The 20,804-nt window shown below is 72.6% G+C and carries 14 protein-coding genes and 3 pseudogenes; 6 read left to right on the top strand and 11 right to left on the bottom strand.

Annotated elements, in window-relative coordinates:
• Nucleotides 1-25 precede the first annotated feature (25 nt).
• The 4 genes from SSP29_RS28050 (at nucleotide 26) to SSP29_RS28065 (ending at nucleotide 5,224) form a co-directional block, all read left to right on the top strand.
• Complete coding sequence (locus SSP29_RS28050; RefSeq protein ID WP_089103594.1) at nucleotides 26-1,738, top strand: PHP domain-containing protein; 1,713 nt, start codon at nucleotides 26-28, stop codon at nucleotides 1,736-1,738.
• Entirely contained in the window at nucleotides 1,735-2,340 is a 606-nt protein-coding gene (locus SSP29_RS28055) for a hypothetical protein (RefSeq protein WP_089103793.1), read from the top strand. Before SSP29_RS28050 ends, SSP29_RS28055 begins: the two co-directional genes overlap by 4 nt.
• Nucleotides 2,341-2,505: 165 nt before the next feature.
• Nucleotides 2,506-4,344, top strand: a complete 1,839-nt coding sequence (locus tag SSP29_RS28060; protein WP_089103595.1) for a M1 family aminopeptidase — start codon at nucleotides 2,506-2,508, stop codon at nucleotides 4,342-4,344.
• A 193-nt stretch (nucleotides 4,345-4,537) separates the two neighbouring features.
• Nucleotides 4,538-5,224, top strand: coding sequence for a TMEM175 family protein (locus SSP29_RS28065; protein ID WP_089103596.1), 687 nt, complete (start codon nucleotides 4,538-4,540; stop codon nucleotides 5,222-5,224).
• 129 nt (nucleotides 5,225-5,353) lie between these two features.
• Here SSP29_RS28065 and SSP29_RS28070 read toward each other — a convergent pair whose 3' ends face one another.
• From SSP29_RS28070 to SSP29_RS56505, 5 genes and pseudogenes are all read right to left on the bottom strand, one after another.
• Entirely contained in the window at nucleotides 5,354-6,052 is a 699-nt protein-coding gene (locus SSP29_RS28070) for an alpha/beta fold hydrolase (RefSeq protein ID WP_150135051.1), read from the bottom strand.
• A gap of 125 nt (nucleotides 6,053-6,177) precedes the next feature.
• The gene (locus SSP29_RS28075) at nucleotides 6,178-8,112 is read right to left on the bottom strand and encodes a tetratricopeptide repeat protein (protein WP_089103598.1); all 1,935 of its coding nucleotides are present in this window, start codon (nucleotides 8,110-8,112) and stop codon (nucleotides 6,178-6,180) included.
• Between the two features lie 138 nt (nucleotides 8,113-8,250).
• Nucleotides 8,251-8,481, bottom strand: a pseudogene (locus tag SSP29_RS61285) (helix-turn-helix domain-containing protein); the annotation flags it as partial.
• 58 nt (nucleotides 8,482-8,539) lie between these two features.
• The gene (locus tag SSP29_RS28085; protein ID WP_089103599.1) at nucleotides 8,540-10,912 is read right to left on the bottom strand and encodes a SpoIIE family protein phosphatase; all 2,373 of its coding nucleotides are present in this window, start codon (nucleotides 10,910-10,912) and stop codon (nucleotides 8,540-8,542) included.
• A gap of 112 nt (nucleotides 10,913-11,024) precedes the next feature.
• A complete protein-coding gene (locus SSP29_RS56505) occupies nucleotides 11,025-11,948 on the bottom strand; it encodes an SDR family NAD(P)-dependent oxidoreductase (protein ID WP_089103600.1) in 924 nt (307 codons plus the stop codon).
• Between the two features lie 135 nt (nucleotides 11,949-12,083).
• On the opposite strand from SSP29_RS56505, the gene SSP29_RS28095 reads away from it, so the two are divergent.
• Nucleotides 12,084-12,974: a helix-turn-helix domain-containing protein gene (locus SSP29_RS28095; RefSeq protein ID WP_089103601.1), complete on the top strand. Its 891-nt coding sequence runs from the start codon at nucleotides 12,084-12,086 to the stop codon at nucleotides 12,972-12,974.
• A gap of 3 nt (nucleotides 12,975-12,977) precedes the next feature.
• Here SSP29_RS28095 and SSP29_RS60030 read toward each other — a convergent pair.
• From SSP29_RS60030 to SSP29_RS28120, 5 genes and pseudogenes are all read right to left on the bottom strand, one after another.
• A pseudogene (locus tag SSP29_RS60030) lies at nucleotides 12,978-13,573 on the bottom strand (multicopper oxidase domain-containing protein).
• 225 nt (nucleotides 13,574-13,798) lie between these two features.
• A complete protein-coding gene (locus SSP29_RS28105; protein ID WP_089103602.1) occupies nucleotides 13,799-15,604 on the bottom strand; it encodes a phospholipase C in 1,806 nt (601 codons plus the stop codon).
• 213 nt (nucleotides 15,605-15,817) lie between these two features.
• Nucleotides 15,818-17,050, bottom strand: a complete 1,233-nt coding sequence (efeB, locus tag SSP29_RS28110; RefSeq protein WP_089103603.1) for an iron uptake transporter deferrochelatase/peroxidase subunit — start codon at nucleotides 17,048-17,050, stop codon at nucleotides 15,818-15,820.
• Nucleotides 17,047-18,243, bottom strand: coding sequence for an EfeM/EfeO family lipoprotein (locus tag SSP29_RS28115; protein ID WP_089103604.1), 1,197 nt, complete (start codon nucleotides 18,241-18,243; stop codon nucleotides 17,047-17,049). Before SSP29_RS28115 ends, efeB begins: the two co-directional genes overlap by 4 nt.
• Nucleotides 18,244-18,374: 131 nt before the next feature.
• A pseudogene (locus tag SSP29_RS28120) lies at nucleotides 18,375-19,403 on the bottom strand (amidohydrolase family protein); the annotation flags it as partial.
• Nucleotides 19,404-19,438: 35 nt separating this feature from the next.
• Between SSP29_RS28120 and SSP29_RS28125 the strand changes: the two are divergent.
• Nucleotides 19,439-19,921 carry a hypothetical protein gene (locus SSP29_RS28125; RefSeq protein WP_089103606.1) on the top strand — a complete coding sequence of 161 codons (483 nt, stop codon included), beginning with the start codon at nucleotides 19,439-19,441 and terminating at the stop codon, nucleotides 19,919-19,921.
• On the opposite strand, the gene SSP29_RS28130 is transcribed toward SSP29_RS28125, so the two are convergent.
• Nucleotides 19,918-20,397, bottom strand: a complete 480-nt coding sequence (locus tag SSP29_RS28130) for a MarR family winged helix-turn-helix transcriptional regulator (protein WP_089103607.1) — start codon at nucleotides 20,395-20,397, stop codon at nucleotides 19,918-19,920. The two genes, SSP29_RS28125 and SSP29_RS28130, sit on opposite strands and share 4 nt — an antisense overlap.
• Between the last annotated feature and the right edge of the window lie 407 nt (nucleotides 20,398-20,804).

The following is a 20,804-nucleotide window of genomic DNA, read 5'->3' on the forward strand; positions in this document are numbered from 1 at the left end:
CCGGCCGCCCACGGGAGTTCCGAACATGAGCCACGGTCACAGCCACGACCACGGTCACCCTCACCACCACCATCACCACCACGGGGACGGCGACGCCGCGTCGTCGCTGCCGCCCGCCCTCGACCTGTCCGTCCCCGACGCGGAGCTGACGCCCGGTCAGCTCTCCCGCCGCTCGATGCTGCGCCGCACCGGCCTGCTGGGCGCCGGGCTCGCGGCGGGCAGTGTCCTCGCCGGTGCGGGCCAGGCCGCCGCCGCGGTCTCCTCCGCCCACTCCCAGAACGCCCGTTCCGGCGGCTACCTGTGGCTGGCCGGCGACCACCACATCCACACCCAGCACAGCTCCGACGCCAAGTACCGGGTCATCGACCACGTCCGGCAGGCCAACGCACACGGCCTGGACTGGATGGTCATCACCGACCACGGCAGCGAGACCCACGCCAAGATCGGTGTCGAGAAGGTCAACCCGGACATCGTCGCCGCCCGTGACGAGATCGACGACACGCTGGTCTTCCAGGGCCTGGAGTGGAACATCCCGGCCGCCGAGCACGGCACGGTCTTCGTCCACCCCGGCAAGAACGAGGTCGCCGTCCTCAAGGAGTTCGAGAACTCCTTCGACGGCTCGGTGAAGGGCGCCTCCGCGAGCACCCCCGCCAACGAGGCACTGGCCATCTCCGGCCTCAACTTCCTCGCCGAGCAGGTGCAGCGCCGCACGGTCAAGGACGCGCTGTTCCTCGCCAACCACCCGGCGCGCAAGGGCATCGACTCCCCGCACGAGATCCGCGCCTGGCGCGACGCCCAGCCGTCGATCGCCGTCGGCTTCGAGGGCGCCCCCGGCCACCAGGCGGGCGGCCTGCCCAAGCCGAACGGCCCCGGCTCGGCCCGTGGCATCTACGACAACAGCCCGAGCGCCGACTCCTTCGGCGGCTACCCGCTGGAGAGCTACCGCACCTGGGGCGGCTTCGACTGGATGACCGCCACCGTGGGCGGCCTGTGGGACAGCCTGCTCGCCGAGGGCAAGCCCTGGTGGATCACCGCCAACTCCGACTCCCACAACGTCTACGCCGACACCGCCGTGCGCGGCCCGAACAGCGACTTCAACGCCAACGGCCGGTACAACGACCCGGTCTACGGCACCGGCATCAGCCTCACCGACACCGACTTCTGGCCCGGCCAGTACTCCCGCACCCACGTCGGCGCCGCCTCCTTCTCCTACAAGTCGGTCATGGACGGCATCCGCGCGGGCCGGGTCTGGGTCGACCACGGCGGCCTGATCAGCGGCCTCAACGCCCAGCTGGGCTCCGGCTCCCGCGCGGTGACCCTGGGCGGGGTGCTCCAGGTCCGCAAGGGCAGCCGGGTGGACCTCGTCATCGAGATCAGCCTCGCCAACGGCCCCAACTGGGCGCAGTTCGTGCCGAGCCTGGCCCGCGTCGACGTCATCCAGGGCGATGTCACCGGCGCGGTCTCCGACCAGGACACGTTCGCCACGCCCACCACCAAGGTCGTGAAGTCCTTCGAGGTCAACAAGGCGACCGGCTCGGTCAAGCTGACCTACTCCCTCGGCCGCCTCGACAAGCCGGTCTACGTCCGGCTGCGCGGCACCGACGGCAACCGCTCCGCGGTCGGCATCAACGGTGCCGCCGTGGACCCGGCCGGCCCGGCCATCGACGTCCTCGGCGACGCCGACCCGTGGAAGGACCTGTGGTTCTACTCCAACCCGATGTGGGTCCTGCCCGCATGACCTCCCCGCACCACGCGTCCGGCGTCCACTCCGTCATCGGGGTGGACGCCGGTACGGCGACCCTGCGCGAGGCCGACCACCTGATCCACCGGCTGCTGGACCGACCGGCCCTCCCGGAGGGCGTGTTCGCCTGCACCCACCTGTACCGCAGCGGCGAACGCCGGGGCACGTCGGTCTCGCTGGCCGTCCCGGAAGCGGACGTGGACGCTTGGTGGCCGGAGCTGCTCACGGCGCTGCCGGCGGGCACCGGCCTCGCCCTCGCCGACCGCACCCACGGCCCGGACGACGCGGTGCACACCGCCCGGCTGGCGGCCGCCGCGCCCCCCGCCTCCGGCCGGGCCGTGGCCTACCCCGGCGTGGCGCACCTGACCGGCACCGTCACCGTCGCGGACCTGCTCGACCGCACAGCCATCGAGCACCTGGTGGTGCTCGGCGCACCGGGCGCCGAACTCCCGCCCGCCACCGAGGTCCTGACCCAGGACCATGTGCGCCCCGAGTGGCGCGACGGCGTCCTCACCCTCACCCTGGTCCCGGCGGCGGGCGGCCTGCTGGCCCCCTTCGAGGTCCCCAACCCCACCCCGTGCTGTGCGGACCACCTCTGACGCGAGGGTAACCCCTTAGTGACATGTGCTGGTCAAATCTGTCAGGCTTCCGACTCGCACCACTCGCTCGTAGCGCATGCCCCATGGCCGCCCGCCCGGCACACCTCTGCCGGGCGGGCGGCCTCCGAGCAGGCCGGAATCCCGGCCGGCGTAAAGGAGTTCCGTGTGAGATCGACCCCCCACAAGGCCTTCGCCACCAGTGCGTTGGCCATCGCGGCACTCGCCGCGGCCCTGCTCCCCGGCAGTACGGCGTCGGCCGCCGAGCAGGCGGCCTGCACCCCCGCCCAGGTGGTCACCAACGGCGGTTTCGAGAGCGGCACTTCACCCTGGACCCAGTCCTCGACCAGCGTGATCACCAACCGCTCCGGCCAGACCGCCCACGGCGGCTCCAGCTTCGCCTGGCTGGACGGCACCGGCGGCACCCACACCGACACGCTCTCGCAGAGCGTCAGCATCCCCTCCGGATGCGCCGCGACGCTCAGCTTCTGGCTGCACGTCGACACCGCCGAGACGACCTCGTCCACGGCGTACGACAAGCTCACGGCGAAGATCGGCAGCACCACGCTGGCGACCTACTCCAACCTGGACAAGAACACCGGGTTCGTGAAGAAGTCGTTCGACGTGTCCGCGTTCGCGGGGCAGACCGTGACCGTCGCCTTCAGCGGCACCGAGGACTCCAGCCTCCAGACCAGCTTCGTCCTGGACGACGTCGCCCTGGACACCTCGGCCGCCACCACCCCGGGCGACAGCACCCGCACCCCGGCCGCGCCGTCGTACACCGTCAGCCTGACCAGCAACTCCACCGGCACCGGCTGGACCGGCCACGAGAGCGTGACCTTCACCAACGCCTCCACGACCGCGCTCAGCGAGATCTACCTCCGGCTGTGGGACAACTACCACGGCACCTGCTCGGCCCCGCCGATCACGGTCAGCAACGTCTCCGGCGGCACCGCGGGGGCACTCTCGGTCGCCTGCACGGCGCTTGAGATCGCCCTGCCGACGCCGCTGGCCCAGGGCCAGAGCACCACGGTCGGCTTCGACCTGGGCATCACCGTGCCCAGCGGCGCCGACCGCTTCGGCTACGACGGCTCCTTCAGCATGATCGGCAACGCCCTGCCCGTCCTCGCGGTCCAGGACGGCTCCGGCTGGCACCTGGACCCGTACACCAACAACGGCGAGTCCTTCTACTCCCTGGCCGCCGACTTCAAGGTGACCCTGGACCACCCCACCAGCATCCTGGTCCCGGCGACCGGCACGTCCACCGACACCGCCGGCTCCAGCGGCCGTACCGTCACCACCGCCACCGCCTCCAAGGTCCGTGACTTCGCCTGGGCGGCCGGGCCGTTCACCAAGATCTCCGGCACCTCGCCCGGCGGGGTCCCGATCAACATCTACTCGGTGTCGGGCATCAGCTCCTCCAGCGCCCAGTCGATGCTCACCACCGCCAAGTCGGCCGTCGACGCGCACGCCGGACGCTTCGGGGCCTACCCGTACGGCGAGCTGGACGCGGTCATCGACAACAACTTCTGGTTCGGCGGCATGGAGTACCCCGGCTTCGTCCTCGACCTCGTCAGCACCACCGCGCTCACCCACGAGATCGGCCACCAGTGGTGGTACGGCATCGTCGGCGACGACGAGTACAACAGCCCCTGGCTGGACGAGGCGTTCACCGACTACGCCACCGACCTCGCGCTGGGCAGCACCGGTACGAACTGCTGGAACAGCGTCTCCTGGGCCTCCTCGGCGGAGAACATCACCAACTCGATGGCGTACTGGGACGCCCACTCCTCCCGCTACTCCACCGTCGTCTACGGCTACGGCAAGTGCGCCCTGCACGACCTGCGCCGCCTCATCGGCGACACCGCCATGACCAACCTCCTGAAGAGCTACGCCAGTGCGCACTGGTACGGCGTCTCGACCACCGCCGAGTTCAAGGCGGCGGCCCAGGCGGCCACCAGCACCGACCTGACGTCGTTCTGGACCACCCACCGCATCATCGGCTGACACCTCCGGCCCGCAGGGCCGGACAGACGCGGGACGGCCGTCGGCCGTCCCGCGTTGTCGATGCCTGAAGGGGCGGGAGATTTCCCCGACGGGCAGGAGTGCGGACCAGGGGATCTCTCCCGCTCCGCGCGTACACCGCCGTGTGGTACCTCTTGCGTCGTCCGTACGCCGACGAACACCTGGTGTCCTTCACATGAGCAACTCCCGCCCCTTTGTGCTGCGTCGCAGCGAGACCGCCGTGAGCCCCGAGCGACTGTCGATGCTCGGCGACGCCGTGTTCGCCATCGCCATCACCCTGCTCGCCCTCGACATCACCGTCCCCGAGGGCCTGCACAACTCGGAAGTCGCCCACGCGGTCCGGGAGGCGCTGCCGGCCGTCGGCGCGTATCTGCTGAGCTTCGCCGTGATCGGCGTGCTCTGGCTGTCCCAGCACGCCCTGTTCGAACAGGTCACCACCGTCGACCGCCCGCTGCTCTACCTGTACTTCGTGCTCCTGGCCGTCGTCGCCGCACTGCCCTTCCCGACCAAGCTGCTCAGCGAGTACGGCGACACGACCACGGCGACGGCGACCTACGCGGGAGCGATCGCCCTGGCCCTCGCCCTCCTCGGCGCGATGTACCTGCGGCTGCTGGCCGTCCCCGCGCTGGCCACCCCGAAAGCGTCGCCGGAGCGGCTGAGGAGGACGGTCCGCCGCAGCGTCCTGCACACCCTGATCTTCGCCACGTCGGTTCCGCTGGCGTTCGTCTCGCCCGGTCTCGCCAAGTACTGGTGGCTGCTGCCGATCCCGGTACGGTTCCTGTTCCGCGAGCCGGCGGAGACCGCGCAGGCACCGGCCGGGGAGGAACTGCCCGGGGACCTGTCCGGGGACACCCAGACCTGAGCGGATGCCGGAGCCCCGGTCCGGGGGATCGGACCGGGGCGGCCGAGAGGCCGGGCCGGATGCGTCCCCGCCCGGGCGTAGGGGTCGCCCGGGCGGGGCGGTCGTACGGTGCGAAGCGAGCGGGCGTGGCTAGGGCTGCGCGGAGACGGTCTCGGCGGCCTGGGTGATGACGGCTGCCACCGAGGCCGGGCGGGAGACGTAGACGGCGTGGCTGCCCGGGGTCTCCGTGACGGTCGCGCCCGCCCGCTCGGCCATGCTCCGCTGCACCGGCGGCGGGATCATCCGGTCGTCGGCGGCGACGAGATACCAGGACGGCCTGGTCCGCCAGGCCGGCTCGGACACCGTGCCGCCGAGCGCCTCGACGCCCCACGGGACCTGCGAGTCGGCCATGAACGCCGCCTGCGCCGCGGGCAGATCGGCGGCGAAGGACGCCGCGAACCGCTCCCGGTCCAGGGCCAGGAAGCCGTCGGCGGGCGGCAGGATCGGCGGAACCGGTGCGCCGGGCGCCGGGTCGGAGGTCAGCGTGCCGACCGACTCGCCCTTGTCCGGGGCGAACGCGGCGATGTAGACGAGCGCGGCGACACCGGGATGGTGGCCCGCCTCCGTGATGACGGCGCCGCCGTAGGAGTGGCCGACCAGGACGGCGGGACCGTCCAGGTCGTCGAGGACCTGACGGGTGGCGGTGACGTCACCCGTCAGCGACAAGGTCGGATTCTGTACGACGGCCACCCGGTAGCCGTCGGCGGTCAACCGCTCGTGCACCCCCTGCCAGCCCGAACCGTCCACGAAACCACCGTGCACGAGCACGATGTTCCTGATTGTCGTCATGATGCCCCTGACCTGGAGGGACGGGCCCGGCGCCCGTCCGCTGCGGATCAGTCAAGCCGGGCCGCCGCGGCCGGACCACGCAGAACAGCACGCAGAAACACCGCACGTTCGGGCAGCCGGCGGGGTCAGGGCGCGGCGGTGGCCCGGGCCGCGCAACGGTGGTGTGCGTCGGCGTCGCCGAGCGTCTCGAACATGAGGGCCGCCCGCTCGTAGGCCAGGCGGCTCTCCGCGTCGCGGCCCTCCTCGGCCAGCAGCGCCGCCAGCTGCTCCAGGGCGCCGGCCTGCCAGTGGCTGGGATCGAGCCGCTCGCCCGGAGCGGTGGCCTCGGTGAGCGCCGCGACGGCCTCGGCCCGACGGCCCAGCAGCGCCAGGGACCCGCCGAGCGGGGCGAGCGCGTGCCGCCGCACGAACGCCGCGGTGCCCGGGGTCATCCCCGAACCCGCGGCGCCCGCGAGGGCGACCACTTCGCGGAGACTCTCCAGCGCCTCCTCGTGGCGCCCCTGGTCCCGCCGGCAGAGACCGAGGTTGACGAGGCTCGAACAGTAGGCGCGGGTGTCACCGAGCCCCTTGAACATCTCCGCCGCCCGCGACGCCGACGCGGCGGCCTCGTCGAGCCGCCCGAGCAGCCGGTAGCCCGGTACGGCACGGCAGTGCGCCCACGCGATCTGCGCCGTGGCGCCGCTGCGGGCGGCGAGGTCCATCGCCTCGGCCGTGCAGCGCAGGACGGCCTCCGCGTCGAGCGTCTGCACCCCGTGCACCCAGGCCACATGGTTCAGCTGGGCCGCGTGCCGCCCATGGTCACCGAGGGCCGCGGCGGCCATGGCGCCGAGGGTGAAGACCTCGTTCCAGTGCGGCCCGTGCACCCACCGCTCGGAGTACCACCCCATCGACTCGGCGCAGTCGAGCACCTCGGTGTGCCGTCCGCCCTCCGCCGCGAGCCGCAACGCACCCAGCCAGTTGTCCACACCGGCGCGCAGCCACTCGTCCGCCTCCTCCGCGGACGCCAGGGGAGCGAGTCCCGCGAGCCCCGCGTCGGGCACCTCCGGACGGCTGTCCGCGGGCCCGAACCACGCGCCGGCGGCCGTCGCCGTCCGCAGCAGCCACGACGTCGTCCGCTCGGCCAGCGCGGCGCGCTCGGCGGCCGTCTCCTCCCGCTGCAGCCGGTCCCGGGCGAAGAGCCGGACCAGGTCGTGGAAGCGGTAGCGGCCCTCGGCGGTGTCCTGAAGCAGACCCAGGTCGACCAGGTCGTCGAGCGCGTCCCAGGCGTCCTCGGCCGAGGTCCCGCCGGCCACCGCGGCGAGCGCGGCGTCCACGTCCCGGCCGGGCACGACGGCCAGCCTGCGGAAGATCCGCCGCGCGGCGGGCGCGAGTTGCTCGTACGACATCCCGAACGCATTGGCGATCTTGAGGTCGCCGGCCCTGAACTGCTCCAGGCGGCGCTCCTCGTCGGCCAGCCGGCGGGCGAGCTCGTCCGCGCCCCAGTCGGGCCGGCTCACCAGCCGGTTGCCGATGATGCGAAGCGCCAGCGGCAGCCCGCCGCACAGCTGCGCGAGCCGGGTGAGCGCCGGCTCCCCGTCGGTGGCGGACCGCTCGCCGAGGATGCCGGTCAGCAGTTCGGTGGCCTCCGGCAGCTGCAGCGGGCCGAGCACCAGCCGGCGCACGCCCTCCAGGCCGGACAGCAGCCGGCGGCTGGTGACCAGCACCCTGGCCGCGCCCCCGGCCGGCAGCAGCGGGCGCACCTGCTCCTCGGACGCGGCGTTGTCGAGCAGGACGAGGACCCGGCGCTCCCGCAGCAGCGAGCGGTACAGGGAGGCACGCCCGTGGGTGTCGGCCGGCACCTGCTGGGCGGCGACCCCGAGCGCGCCGAGGAGCAGCGCCAGCGCGTCGTCGACGGGCAGCGGCCGCTGGGACATGCCGAACAGGTCGACGAAGAACACCCCGTCGGGGAAGCCCCGCCGTACCGCGTGGGCGGCCCGGACCGTGAACGTGGTCTTCCCCAGCCCGGCCGAGCCGGTCACCAGCCCCACCACGGCGACCCCGGGGCCGAGGTCGCTGCGCACGAGATGGTCGACCCAGGCCAGTTCGGCGGCGCGGCCGGTGAAGTCGTCGACGGAACGGGGCAGTTCGCACAGCCCGGTGGGTCGCGTCCAGTGGTCCCGCAGGCGGGCTCCCCGTGCCAGTTCCAGGAGTTGCCGACGGGCGTCGTCCCCGAGGGACAGCGCGTCCGCGACGGCGGTGACGGTCCGCTCATGGGGGCCCTTGCTCCGGCCGCGCTCGATGTCCGACAGGGTGCGCGCACTGACCCCCGAGGCCTCGGCCAGCTGCTCCAGGGTCAGACGGGCCGCGCGCCGATGCCGGCGCAGCAGCTGCGCGAAGGTCGGATGCTCGTCGATCGGGCTGCTCCTTCTCGGCGGAACGGGTGCGGCGATATGGGTAAGTCGATATGGGTACTTGACCTGCTTCGATCAGCCGCAAGCCTACTCAGGCTCAGGGGATGGCCAGTTCGGCCCAGATGGTCTTCCCGGAACCTGTGTAACGGGTGCCCCAGCGCTGGGACATCTGGGCGACGAGGAACAGGCCGCGGCCTCCCTCGTCGTCCCGGCGGGCCCGCCGCAGGTGCGGTGCCGTGTGCGCGTTGTCGGAGACCTCGCACAGCAGGCTGCGGTCCCTGATCAGCCTCAGCAGCACGGGCCCGGTGGCGTACCGGATGCTGTTGGTGACCAGCTCGCTCACCACCAGCTCCGCGGTGAACGCCAGCTCGGACAGGCCCCAGGTCTCCAGCTGGCGCTCGGTGTCCGTGCGGGCCCGGGCCACCATCGCCGGGTCCGGCGGCAGCTCCAGGTCCGCGACCTGGCCGGCGCCCAGTCGCCGGGTGCGCACCAGCAGCAGCGTGGCGTCGTCCGCCTGCGGCCCCGGCGGCAGGGTCGACAGCGCCCGGTCGCACAGCTCCTCCAACGGGCACCGCTGCCAGGTGAGCACATGGGCGAGGCGGTCGATACCGCTGTCGATGTCGGTACGCCGGTCCTCCACGACGCCGTCGGTGAAGAACGCCACCACGCTGCCGCTGGACAGGCTCAGCTCGACGTTCTCGTAGGGCAGGCTGCCCAGCCCCAGCGGCGGTCCCGGCGCCAGCGCGGACAGCGCCACCGAGCCGCTCGCGTCGGCCACGATCGGCGGGGGATGGCCCGCGCTCGCCCAGACACAGCGGCCGCTGACCGGGTCGTAGATCGCGTACAGGCAGGTCACCCCGAGCGCCTCGTCGCCCAGCCCGTCGTCCGCGCGGGACTCGGAGTCCTGCGCCACCAGGCCGTCGAGGCGGGTGAGCAGCTCGGCCGGGTCCAGGTCCAGCAGGGCCAGGGTCCGTACGGTGGCGCGCAGTCGGCCCATGGTCGCTGCCGCGTGCACACCGTGGCCGACCACGTCGCCGACGGTCAGCCCCACCCGGGCACCGGACAGCGGGATCAGGTCGAACCAGTCGCCGCCCACCCCGACCCGGCTGTCGGCCGGCAGGTAGCGGTAGGCCACGTCGACCGCGCTCTGCTCGGGCAGGTGCTGTGGCAGCAGGCTCCGCTGCAGCACCAGGGCCGCCGCGTGCTGGCTGGTGTACCGGCGGGCGTTGTCGATGCCGACGGCGGCGCGCTCGGTCAGCTCCACGGCGAGCGTCTGCTCCTCGGGGCCGAAGGGGTCGGGGTTGCTGCTGCGCCGGAAGGTGGCGAGGCCGAGGACCGCGTCCCGGGCGACCAGCGGGACGAACAGGCTGGAGCGCCGGTCCGCCGATGCCGGTTCGTCCGCCGAGCCGTGCTTGGCGGCGTCGACGACGGGGCGGCTGGTGGCCAGACTCAGCGCCTGCGGCGACGACGGCGGATAGGAGACGGGAGTGGTCCGGAACTCCTCCGGGGTGCGGCCGTGCATCCGCAGCAGACTGTGCCCCGGCGCCGAACCCGTCGGCGGCTGCCGGCCCTCGATGACCGCCGGCGGCAGGTCCACCAGCACCTCGTCGGCCAGCTGCGGCACCGCCACGTCGGCGAGCTCCGCTGCCGTACGGCGTACGTCCAGCGAGGCGCCGATGCGCTTGCCCGCCCGCACCAGCAGGGACAGCCGCTCCTGGGCGCGGTAGCGGTCGGTGATGTCCAGGGACTCCTCGAACAGCCCCAGCGGCTCGCCTCTGGCGTCCACCAGCCGGTGGTACGAGCAGGACCAGACGTGCTCGCGCACCGGGTCGGCGGGAGCCCGCCCGCGATAGTGCATGCCCATGATCGGCTCGCCCGTCGTGAGCACGTGCTCCATGATCTGGTCCTCGTCCGGAGGGTGGTGGCGGGAGATGAACTCCCCCTCGGGAAAGAGGTCCTCGGCCGGGCGGCCGATGTACTGGGCGATCCCCGCGAGCTCCAGATCGGTGGAGACGTTCCCCCAGACGACGCGCATGTCCGTGTCGAAGATCGTCAGACCCACGGAGGACTCCGTGGCCAGCCCCTGCAGCATGGCCAGCTGCGCCTCCCAGCCCCGCAGCGCCGCCAGCTCCGCCGCGACCACGACGGTCGCGGCCACGCCCTGGGACGCGAGCGGGCTGAAGGTCACGGCCGCGCGCAGGGTGTGCCCGTCCCGGCACGACAGGTCCAGTACCGTGCTGCGGGGCCGGTGCGCCGTGCAGAGCGCGGAGAGCCGCTGCCCCGGATCCGCCGCCAGCAGGCGGGCCGCCGGCCGGCCGAGCACGTCCTCGGGCGGATGTCCGAGGAGGCGCTGGGCCGAGGCGCCCCATCCCGAGATGCGGCCTTCGGCGTCCAGCACCGCGGCCGCGGCCTTGGTGAGGTCCAGAGGACTGTGGAAGTCGACGTTGGCCGCGTTCGGAAAACGATCCATGGGCACCGCTTCCCTCCGTGCTCCCTCAGCATCCCGTGCCGCAGGACGGACGACAACCGCACGCCCGATCGCCCCCTCCGCACACCGAACCGCTGCCGCCGGCCGGCGGGCGTCACCGCAGCATGCCGCTCGCCAGCTCCCACAGGCGCTCGGCGTTCGCGGGGTCCAGCGCGTAGGGGGCCACGCCCGGCACGCCGAGTCCGGCGGGGCGCCCGGTGACCCGCGGTGACTCGTTGACGTCCTCGAAGTAGCGTCCGCCGACGTCCTGGACCAGGGCGGACGCGGCGAGGAACACCGAGGTGGCGGCGCCCTGCTCGACCGTCTTGCGGTACGGCTCCGGGGTCTTCAGCCCGCCCGTGTGCCGCTGCAGGTTGGTGGCGATCGCCCCGGGGTGCAGGGCATTGGCCCGGATACCCTCGGCCGCCCAGCGGCGGTCCGCCTCCACCGCCAGCAGCACCTCCGCGGTCTTGGACTGCCCATAGGCGCCGAGCGCGTCGTAGGGGCGGAAACGGTAGTCGAGATCGTCGAAGACGACCGGGGAGAACAGGTGGCCGCTGGAGGACACGGTCACCACGCGGGCGCCGCCGGCCTCGGCCAGCGCGCCGTGCAGGCCCAGGGTGAGGGCGAAGTGGCCCAGGTAGTTGGTGGCGAACTGCTGCTCGTGGCCGCGGCTGCCCCGTTCGAGCTCGGGGAGCATCATGATCCCGGCGTTGTTGACCAGGATGTGCAGCGGTCCGCGCCACGCGGCGGTGAACGCGGTCACGGAGTCCAGGTCGGCGATGTCGACGTGGGCGACACGCACCGCGTCGTTCCCGGTGATCCCGCGCAGTCCGGCCGCGACCGGTTCGGCCGCCTCCGGCCGGCGCACCGCCAAGGTCACCTCGGCCCCTGCGGCCGCCAGCGCCCGCGCGGTCTCCACCCCGATCCCCGACCCGGCGCCGGTGACGACGGCGCGCCTGCCGGACAGGTCGACGCCGTCGATCACCTGCGCGGCGGTCGAGTTCCGGTCGAACGGAGTGCGGAAAAGCTCGGACACGGAAGGCTCCTCAGGGGGGCGGGCGGGGCGGTGCACAGCCCACTGTGCGGTGCCGGGCGGGCACCGGCCAGGACGGCTCGGGACTAGGAGTGACAGGGCCACCCGGCCGGCACGGCCGCTGCCTACCCTGGTCGTATGACAGCCGTCGGTGATCCGGGTGCCCTGGCCGGCTATCTCAGGGCCCGCAGGGAACTCGTCCAGCCGGCCGACGCGGGTATCGCCGACGACGGCAAGCGCCGCGTTCCCGGGCTGCGCCGCGAGGAGGTCGCCTTTCTCGCCGGGGTCAGCTCCGACTACTACGTCCGCCTGGAACAGGGCCGCGACCGCAACCCCTCCGAACAGGTGCTGATCGCCATCGCCGCCGCGCTGCGGCTGGACGAGGAGGCCACCGCCTACCTGATCCGGCTCGGCACCGCTCCCCAGGCCGCCCGCGGCCGCCGCGCCCGCCGGCCGGAGAAGGCCGGCGACGGCATCCGCACCCTGATCGGCAGCTGGCCGCTGACCCCGGCGTACGTCCACGGCAGGTACATGGACGTCCTCGCCGCGAACCGGCTCGCCCGCGCGCTCTCGCCGTCCCACGCTCCGGGCCGCAACGCGATCCTGGACGCGTTCCTCATGCCGGAGCATCGCGAGCTGCACACCGACTGGGAGGCCATGACCGCCCGAGTGGTCCCCTACCTGCGCTCGGTCGCCGGCGCGGACGTCGACGACCCGCGCCTGGTGGAACTCGTCGGGGAGCTGTCCCTGCGCAGCGAACGCTTCCGCCGGCTCTGGGCCCGCCACGACGTCCGGCACAAGTCGACCGGGACCAGCCTGCTGCGCCACCCGCAGGTCGGCCCGCTGGAGCTGCACTACGAGAAACTTCTGATCCCCGGGAGCGCGGGCCAGACCCTGGTCACCTATCACGCACGCCCCGGCAGCGACTCCGAGGACCGGCTGCGGCTGCTCGCCTCCCTGGACGGGCCCGCCGCCACCGGCCCCGCCCGGACCGGCAGCGACGACGCGGATGTCCCGGCCCCGTCGTGACCCTCAGCCGGTGTGGCCCCCGCCGTGTCCGCCGTGGGCCGTGCCGTGGTCGAACTTCATCGCCTCCTCGGGCATGACCACGAAGGGCCGCATCATCCCCATGTCCTCGTGTTCGAGGAGATGGCAGTGGTACATGAAGCGGCCGTAGGCGCCGTCGAACCTCCCCATCACGCGCAGGACCTGGCCGCCCGGCACCCGGAAGACGTCCTTGTCCGGCTCGACGCCCTCGCGGCCGGGCTCGGTGTTCGCCTGCGGGCGGCCGTCGGTGCGCAGCGGCACCTGCACCGAGGTGACCGGATACTCACTGCCCTTGGGGATCCGGTTGGTCCAGGCGATGCGGACGCGCTGCCGCGGCGGACCTCGATGGTCGGGCCCGGCACCTGTCCGTCGTACCCCCACATCAGGGTCGGCGGGAGCTGCGGGTGCAGGCGGACCCAGGTCGGGCGCAGCGCGATCTCCGTCTCGCGCAGGACGTCGCCGGTGCCGGGCCGCAGGACGGGCGGGACCGGCAACGGCGCCACGTACGGCGCCAGTTCCTCCGGCGTCGGCGCCGCTTCCCCGGCGCCGCTCTCGGTGATCCTGTCGATGATGTCGGTCAAGGTCGAACACCCCCGTGTGTTCTGTGTGCTCTATGGCTCTTGTGTGGTCTGCGGTTCCTTTCCCCTCACTCCAAAGGACTCCCGGTCCACGTCCGACGTTCCAGGAATGCCCCGTTCCATCCGAAAGGGTGAGTATTTCCGGCCAGCCGTGTTCCTGCGCCCGAAACGCCGATCGGCACGGTCCGGGGAGGAGGACCGTGCCGATCGGGTCGGGGCGGGGGAGGGTCAGGCGGCCGTGCGCTGCCTGCGGCGCAGCGTCAGGTACGAGCCCATGGCGCCGGCGGCCACCAGGGCGCCCACGCCGAGGCTGACCGGAAGGGCCGGGAACTGGCCGGAGTCGGTCGTCGCCGCCGTGTTCACCATCGCCGGGCCGGGGGTGATGTGGGTGCTCACCGCGGAGACGTGGCGGATCGGGCCGATGTGCTTGACGGAGCCGTCCGAGTTCAGCAGCACCTGCTTGTTGTTGGGGTGCCGGAAGTCGAACATGTTCGTCAGCGAGCCCGCGGTCGCGTCGAAGGAGTGGTCGCCGACGCGGCCGGTGCGCCAGTTGTCCTCGATGAAGCGGGTGATCGAGGACTGGTCGGTCTGGGTGTGGTCGACCTTGTTCACCTTGCTGTAGGGCGAGATGACCAGCAGCGGCTGCCGGGTGCCGGGGCCGCAGCGGTCGGCGTAGCCGCCGGTCGCGGCGGGGCCGGCCTGGCAGGCCGCGCTGTCCAGGGCCTTGCCGTTGGAACCGACGGTGGAGTCCGTGGAGCCGTTGCGGGGCTTGGCATAGGCGTGGTCGTACCAGCCGTCGGAGTCGTCGTACGCGATGACGATCGCGGTGGACTTCCACTGCGGCGAGCTCTGGATGGTGTTGATCTCGTTGACGAGGAAGTGCTGCTCGTCGGTCGGGTCCGAGTAGCCGGCGTGGCCGTCCTGGTACTCGCCGGCCTTGAGGAAGCTGACGGCCGGGAGCTTGCCCGCCTTGGCGGCCGCGGTGAAGTCGGTCAGGTCGTAGTTGTGGTTCGCCTGGCCGTTGTGACCGATCTCGTTGACGTTCTTCGGCGCCACGTGGTGCGGGTTGGACGTCGACTTGTAGTACGAGAACGGGTTGTGGTGCGGGCTGTAGTCGACCACGGAGGCGCCGCCGACGTTCGTGTGCGTGGTGTCGCACTTGGCGTAGGAGCCGGACGTGCCGTCGTAGGCCGTCGACGGGCGGAAGCCGCCCTGGAACCAACCCCACGTCACGTGCCTCGTGTTGAGCAGGTCACCGATGTTCTTGCCCTGCAGCGACGCCAGCGCGCTGGCGCTGGTGTGGTCCTTGTCGGAGCAGTCGTCGTAGGCCGGGTCGGGGTCGTTGACGACCGTGCCGACACCCTTCGCGTCCGGGGAGGCGATGGCGTACGAGTCCGGGGTCGACGTCTGCTTGCCGGTGACCGAGTCCACCGAGATCGCGCCGTGCGTCTGACCCGAGATCAGGTTGAGCGCGCCGGGCGTGGACGGGCCGTAGACCGAGCTGTAGGAACGGTCGTTCAGGGCGTACTGCTGGGCGTAGTTCCACAGACCGGTGACGGTGTTGCCGTCGTAGTAGTCCATCACCAGGCCCGGCTCGCCGAACAGGCCGCCGCTGCACTTGTCGACCTCGGTGTTCTGCACGAACTGGTCGGCCTTGCCGCCGTCGTAGGCCAGCTGCTCGGGCCCGTAGGAGTGGTTCTGGTCGCAGGTCATCGCCTGCGACGAGGACAGCCGCTTGGGCGTGTACTGGTTCGGGTTCTTCGTGAGCAGCCCGGCGTGCGCGACGGTGGCGATGTCCTTCGGGGTCTTCTTGGACGCCGTGAACTTCGTGCCGTCGGTGTTCGCGGCCTTCGGGTAGGTCGCGAAGTAGTGGTCGAAGGAGATGTTCTCGTCGAACAGCACGACCACGTGCTTGATCGGGGTCGCGGTCGACGAGCCGCCGCTGTGCCCGGCGGGTACGGCGGCCCAGCTGGGCGCGGTGCTCCCGAGGACCGTGAGTGCGGCGGCCCCCGCGAGAGCGCCGAGGCTCCTCATCGCGGTTCGTCTTCCTGTGCTGGCCATGCTGGTTCCCCTCCGGGCATGAACGTCACTGCGTCGTACAGGCAGGGATGCTTCGCCCGCTTGCGGGCGCTGTGGCGGAGCCATGATGGCGGCTGAATGAACACCGGGTCAGGGATGCTGGGGCAAACCTTGACTGGGTATTGACCGTTTGGGCTACGGAATTGCCATGGAGTTGTTCGAACAAGCTCAGGTGAGCAGGGCGCGTCCGAACCAGTCGTTCCGGTCCCGCACGCCGGGCAGGGCGAAGAAGTAGCCGCCGCCGAACGGCGAGATGTAGTCGACCAGCGGCTCCCCGGCCAGCCGCTTCTGCACGGTCTCGAACTGCCGGGCCAGGTCCTGCTGGTAGCAGCTGAACAGCAGGCCCATGTCGAGGTTGCCGTTGCTGTCCATGCCCCGGTCGTAGTTGTAGGCGCGGCGCAGGATCCGCTGCTCCGCGGTGGCCGTGGTGCGCGGGTTGGCCAGCCGGATGTGCGCGTCCAGCGGGATGACGTCGCCCTTCGGGTCGTCGGCGTAATCGGGCGTGTCGTGCTCGGCGTTGCCGTCCAGGGGCGCCCCGGACTCGCGGGAACGGCCGAACATCCGCTCCTGCTCGCTGAGCGAGACCCGGTCCCAGAACTCCACCAGCATGCGGATCAGCCGCACCACCTGGTAGCTGCCGCCGACCGCCCACTCCGGCTCGCCGGAGTCCTTGCCGACCCACACCAGCCGGTCCATCTCCCGGGCGCTGGTGGTCTCCGGGTTGGCGGTGCCGTCCTTGAAGCCCAACAGGTTGCGCGGGGTGCCGGACGGGCGGGGCGGACTGGTGAAGCCGTCCAGCCGCCAGCGGACCTGCATGCCGCCCCGGGTGTGCCGGGCGATGTCGCGCAGTGCGTGCAGCACGGTGTCGGTGTCGTCCGCGTGCAACTGCAAACTGAGGTCGCCGTGACACCACTCGGGCCGCAGGTCGTCGTCCGGGAAGGCGGGCATCTCCGTCAGCCGGCGCGGTCTCAGTTTCCCGAGCCCGTACCGGTCGTCGAAGAGCGAGCCGCCGACGCCGACGGTCACCGCCAGCGCACCGGACGGCAGTTGCTCCCCGAGGACGCCCGAGTCGGCGGGCGGGCCGGTGACCCCGACCGGGTCCGGGGTGCCGCCCGAGGTCAGGAAGCGGGCGCGGTCGGTGAGCGTGTGCAGCAGCTCGGTCAGCTCGGCGCGGCTCCCGGCGGTGACGTCGAAGGACGTGAACACCGTCGTCCGGCGGGGCGCGGCGATCGCGGACTGCTGGCGGGCGCCGTGGAAGGGAGCGATGGTGCTGGGGGTGGCGGGGTCCGTACCGGGGGCGGCCGCGCCGCCGGCGGCCAGCCCCGCGCCCGCGAGGGCCGCGCCGCGCAGGAACCCGCGGCGGCCCACTCCGCCCTTGCCGGCCGTCTCGTTCGTGCTCATACCGTCCTCCGCGGATCGCACAGGGTCGCCACCGACGCGAGCCGCTCCACCAGGTCGCCGAGGACCGCGTCGACGTCCTCGCGCTGCCGGTGGCCGAGCTTGCCGAGCGGTGTCCAGGCGCCGCCGTGCCCGAAGCCGTCGAGCACCGTGCCGGCCTGCTTCAACTCGCTCTCAAGACCGGCCAGATCCGCGTACCGGGTGGCCAGCAGCGGGTGCAGCCGGGACATGACCTCCACCGTGCCGTCGAGGTTGGCGCGGGCGGTGGCGAGGTTGCTGCCGCTGCCGTAGTCGGTACGGCCGGTCAGCTCGAACTGCACCGTGTTCTCCAGGATCTCGTGCGCCCGCAGCCCCAGTTGGGCGGGGTCCATCCGGGTCTGCGCCCAGTCGTCGCGCAGCGCGGTCACCGCCTTCACGAGGCCGGCCGCCGGGCCGCGCAGGCTGGCGGCGGACTCGCCGTGCCACAGGCCGTACTCGATCCGGTGGAAGCCGGTGAAGTCCTTGTCGTGCACCCCGCCGGGCAGCCCCGCGTCCGTGCCGTTGATCGCGCCGTCGGCGTCCCCGAAGGCGTCGTACGCCGCGCCCAGCCGCTCGTACTCCAGGTGCGCGGGCAGCCAGGCGGCGCGGGCGGCGGCCAGGTCGCCGCGGTCGACAGCGTCCCGCAGGGCCGTCGTCAGCCGCACGGTGTCGGACAGGCCGCCGCCGACCCACTTCTGGTAGGCGAGCGCGGGCGGGATCAGGTCGTGCTCGGTGACCGGGGCCGCGGCCGGGCCGCTGCGGCCCTTGCTGATACGGACTGTGGGCCCGGTGACGGCGTCGGCGTCGTCGGGCACGCACTTGAAGGCGTACGCGCCCTTGCCGAGCCGGACGGTCAGCTCCCGGGTCGTACCGGGCCCGATGTCCTCCACCTCGCCGTACACGGCCTGGCTCTTCGGGTCCTCCAGGAGGACCTCGGCGGCCCCGTCGGTCGGGTTGTGCAGGTCGAAGACCTGGACACCGGAAACCGGCGCGCTCCACCCCCGGCCGCAGCGGCTGGCGGACACCTCCACGGTGGTGTGCGGCAGCGCGGCCGGGTCGGCGTGTGCGGGGCGTGAGTCGTGCGTGAGCGCCAGAACTCCGGCCACCAGGCATACGACGGCGACACCGACGACCGCCCAGGGACGCAACGACCTCCAGCTGAGGCCGGACAACACCATCCCGAGCTCCCGGGGGTTCGTACCGTTCGTGATCGCCTCATGTTAGGCAGCCCTTTGTACTCGAACGGCCGTCCAGGGAAACCCATGACCAAGAGTTCCCTGCCGGTTCACCGGACCTCCGGGGAAGCTGCTCAGCCGGTACCGGGCTGGACCATCCTGAAGAAGGCGCGGGCACCGGCGCGCCGCGCGGACTGCCGCAGCCGTGCGTGCAGCGGACGGGAGGGAGCCGGGGCGGGCGTGCCTGCCGCCAGGCGTGGGAAGAGCGCCTCGGCGTTGCCGCGGTCGACGGCCGCGAGGGTGCCGGGGTCGACCCCGCTGTCCAGCCCGTTGGCGAAGTACTGGCCCGCCGCGGCCGGCGCGAACGGCCAGTCGCTGCCGAACAGGACGTGCCCGGGCCGGGCGAAGGCGAGCAGCGTGGGCAGGGCGGCCGGGCTGGAGGAGAGCGCGGTGTCGAAGTAGAAGCCGCGGAGGTCCTCCAGGATGTCCAGGGGGCTGCGCCCGGTGTCGGCCGCGAGCGCGACGGCCATGCGGTGGGAGGCGTACGGCACGAAACCGCCCGCGTGGCTGAGGACGAACCGGATGCGCGGGTACCGGCGCACGACGCCGTTGCGCACCAGGAGGTAGGCGGCACGGGTGGTGTCGAGGAGGAAGTCGGCGGCGAACGGCGGGATCCCGTCCACGGCGGGCCCGGGCAGCTCGGCCGGGTGGACGAACGCGACGGCGCCGTGCTCGTCCAGGACCCGCCACAGGGTGTCCTGGCCGTCGGCCCCGAGGTAGTCGCCGCCGGTGTTGGCGAGCAGGGTGACGCCGTCGGCGCCGAGTCCGGTGAGGGCGCGCTCGGCCTCCCGGGCGGCCGCGGCGGCGTCCGGCAGGGGCAGGGTGGCGAACCAGCCGAAGCGGCCGGGGTGTTCGGCGGCGAGCGCGGCGGAGAAGTCGTTCAGCCGCCGGGCCAGGGCGGCGGCCTCGCCGGGCTCGGCGAGGAAGCCGGTGCCCGGCGTGGAGACCGACAGGATCGCCGTCTCGGTGCCGAGCAGATCCATCAGCTCCAGCGCAGCCCCGGGACTCCACCCGGGCAGGGCGCGACCGCCCGCCTCGGTGATCCCGTGCCCGGCGAGGGCGTCTCGGTAGAAGGGCGGGACCAGGTGCTGGTGGACGTCGAGGCCGCCGGTGCCACTCGACCAGCAGGAGCCTCCCCGTGAGACGTCCGTCCGCCCCCTCCCGGCCCGCCTATCTCCAACTCGTGCGCGCGAGCGCCTGGTACGACCTCGTCGTCACGGCGGGATTCGCCACGCCCTGGACCTACGCCCTGGTCCATGACTCTCTGTCGTCGATGGGCGGGGCGCTCGGGCTGGGCGTCCTGCCCGCGCTCGATCCGATGCAGACCCTCTACGCGAACCTGATGGGTTCGGTCGTGGTGGTCTGGGCGCTCCTGCGGATCGTCAGGCCGCTGCCGTCGCACGGACTGTTCGACGGCGCGGCCCGTGTCCTGTTCGCCACCTGGCAGGCGTACGCGCTGGGCCATGGCGCGCCGCGGCTGCTGTGGCCCTTCCTCGCGATGGAGGCGGCCTTCGGCCTCGCCCAGCTGTGGCCGGGGTGGTGGACCCGACGGACCGGGCGCGGCCTCGCCTCGCACCCGATCGGCCGGCGGGCCGGTGCACACGGATGCGACACCCCCTAGCCCAACGGCCTGCCCGCGTCGTCCGTCGCCGCGAGGATGCGGCGGCCGATCTCGTGCAACTGCCGGACCTGGGACCGGGTCAGCGGATCGAGGACCATCCGGCGTACGGCCGCCACGTGCCCGGGTGCCGAGTCGACGACCTTCTCCCAGCCGGCGTCCGTCAGTGTCGCCACGGTGAAGCGGACGTTGTCCGGATCCGGCTCCCGGCGCAGCCAGCCCCGGTCCTCAAGCCGCTTGGCGACATGGGAGAGCCGGGACAGCGAGCCGTTGGCGAACATCGCCAGTTCGCTCATCCGCAGGTTCCGGCCGGGTGCCTCGGAGAGTCCCGCCAGCACCCGGTACTCGAAGTGACTGATTCCCGCGTCCCGCTGCAACTGCGCGTCCAGCTCCGCCGGCAGCCGGACCAGCACCCCGGCCAGAACGAGCCAGCACTGCGTCTCGTCATCCGTCAGCCAGCGAGGCTCGGGAGTGTCCATGGGAAGAGGCTAGCTTGACGGCTCAAGTGTCCATACCCATGGGTAGGTTATCGCTGCGAGGACCTGACCAGCCCGGCTTGCCCGGCGAGTGGCCTTCAAGTCCCCGTCGGTCACCGTCTGTTCACGCGTGTCATGGACGGAGGGGCAGTCATTGAGGGGCGAACGGCCGCTGTCCGGCCGGATCGTCCGCCCCGGCCCCGTCAGCGACGTTACCGACGGTCACGCCGCACCCGGCGGGAGCGACCGGCGTGGCCGACCGCACGCTCGCTCCCGGCGGCCCGGAGATCGCACGCTACCGGCTACCGGCTACCGGCTGACGGCCGGCGCCGACACCGGCGGACTCCGCTTCTTCGGCGCCCCCTTCGTCACCTTCGTCACCGTCGGCCGCCGCGCCCGGCCGTCGGCCA

Origin of the sequence: Streptomyces hyaluromycini, assembly GCF_002217755.1 — a bacterium.
Lineage (GTDB): Bacteria > Actinomycetota > Actinomycetes > Streptomycetales > Streptomycetaceae > Streptomyces > Streptomyces hyaluromycini.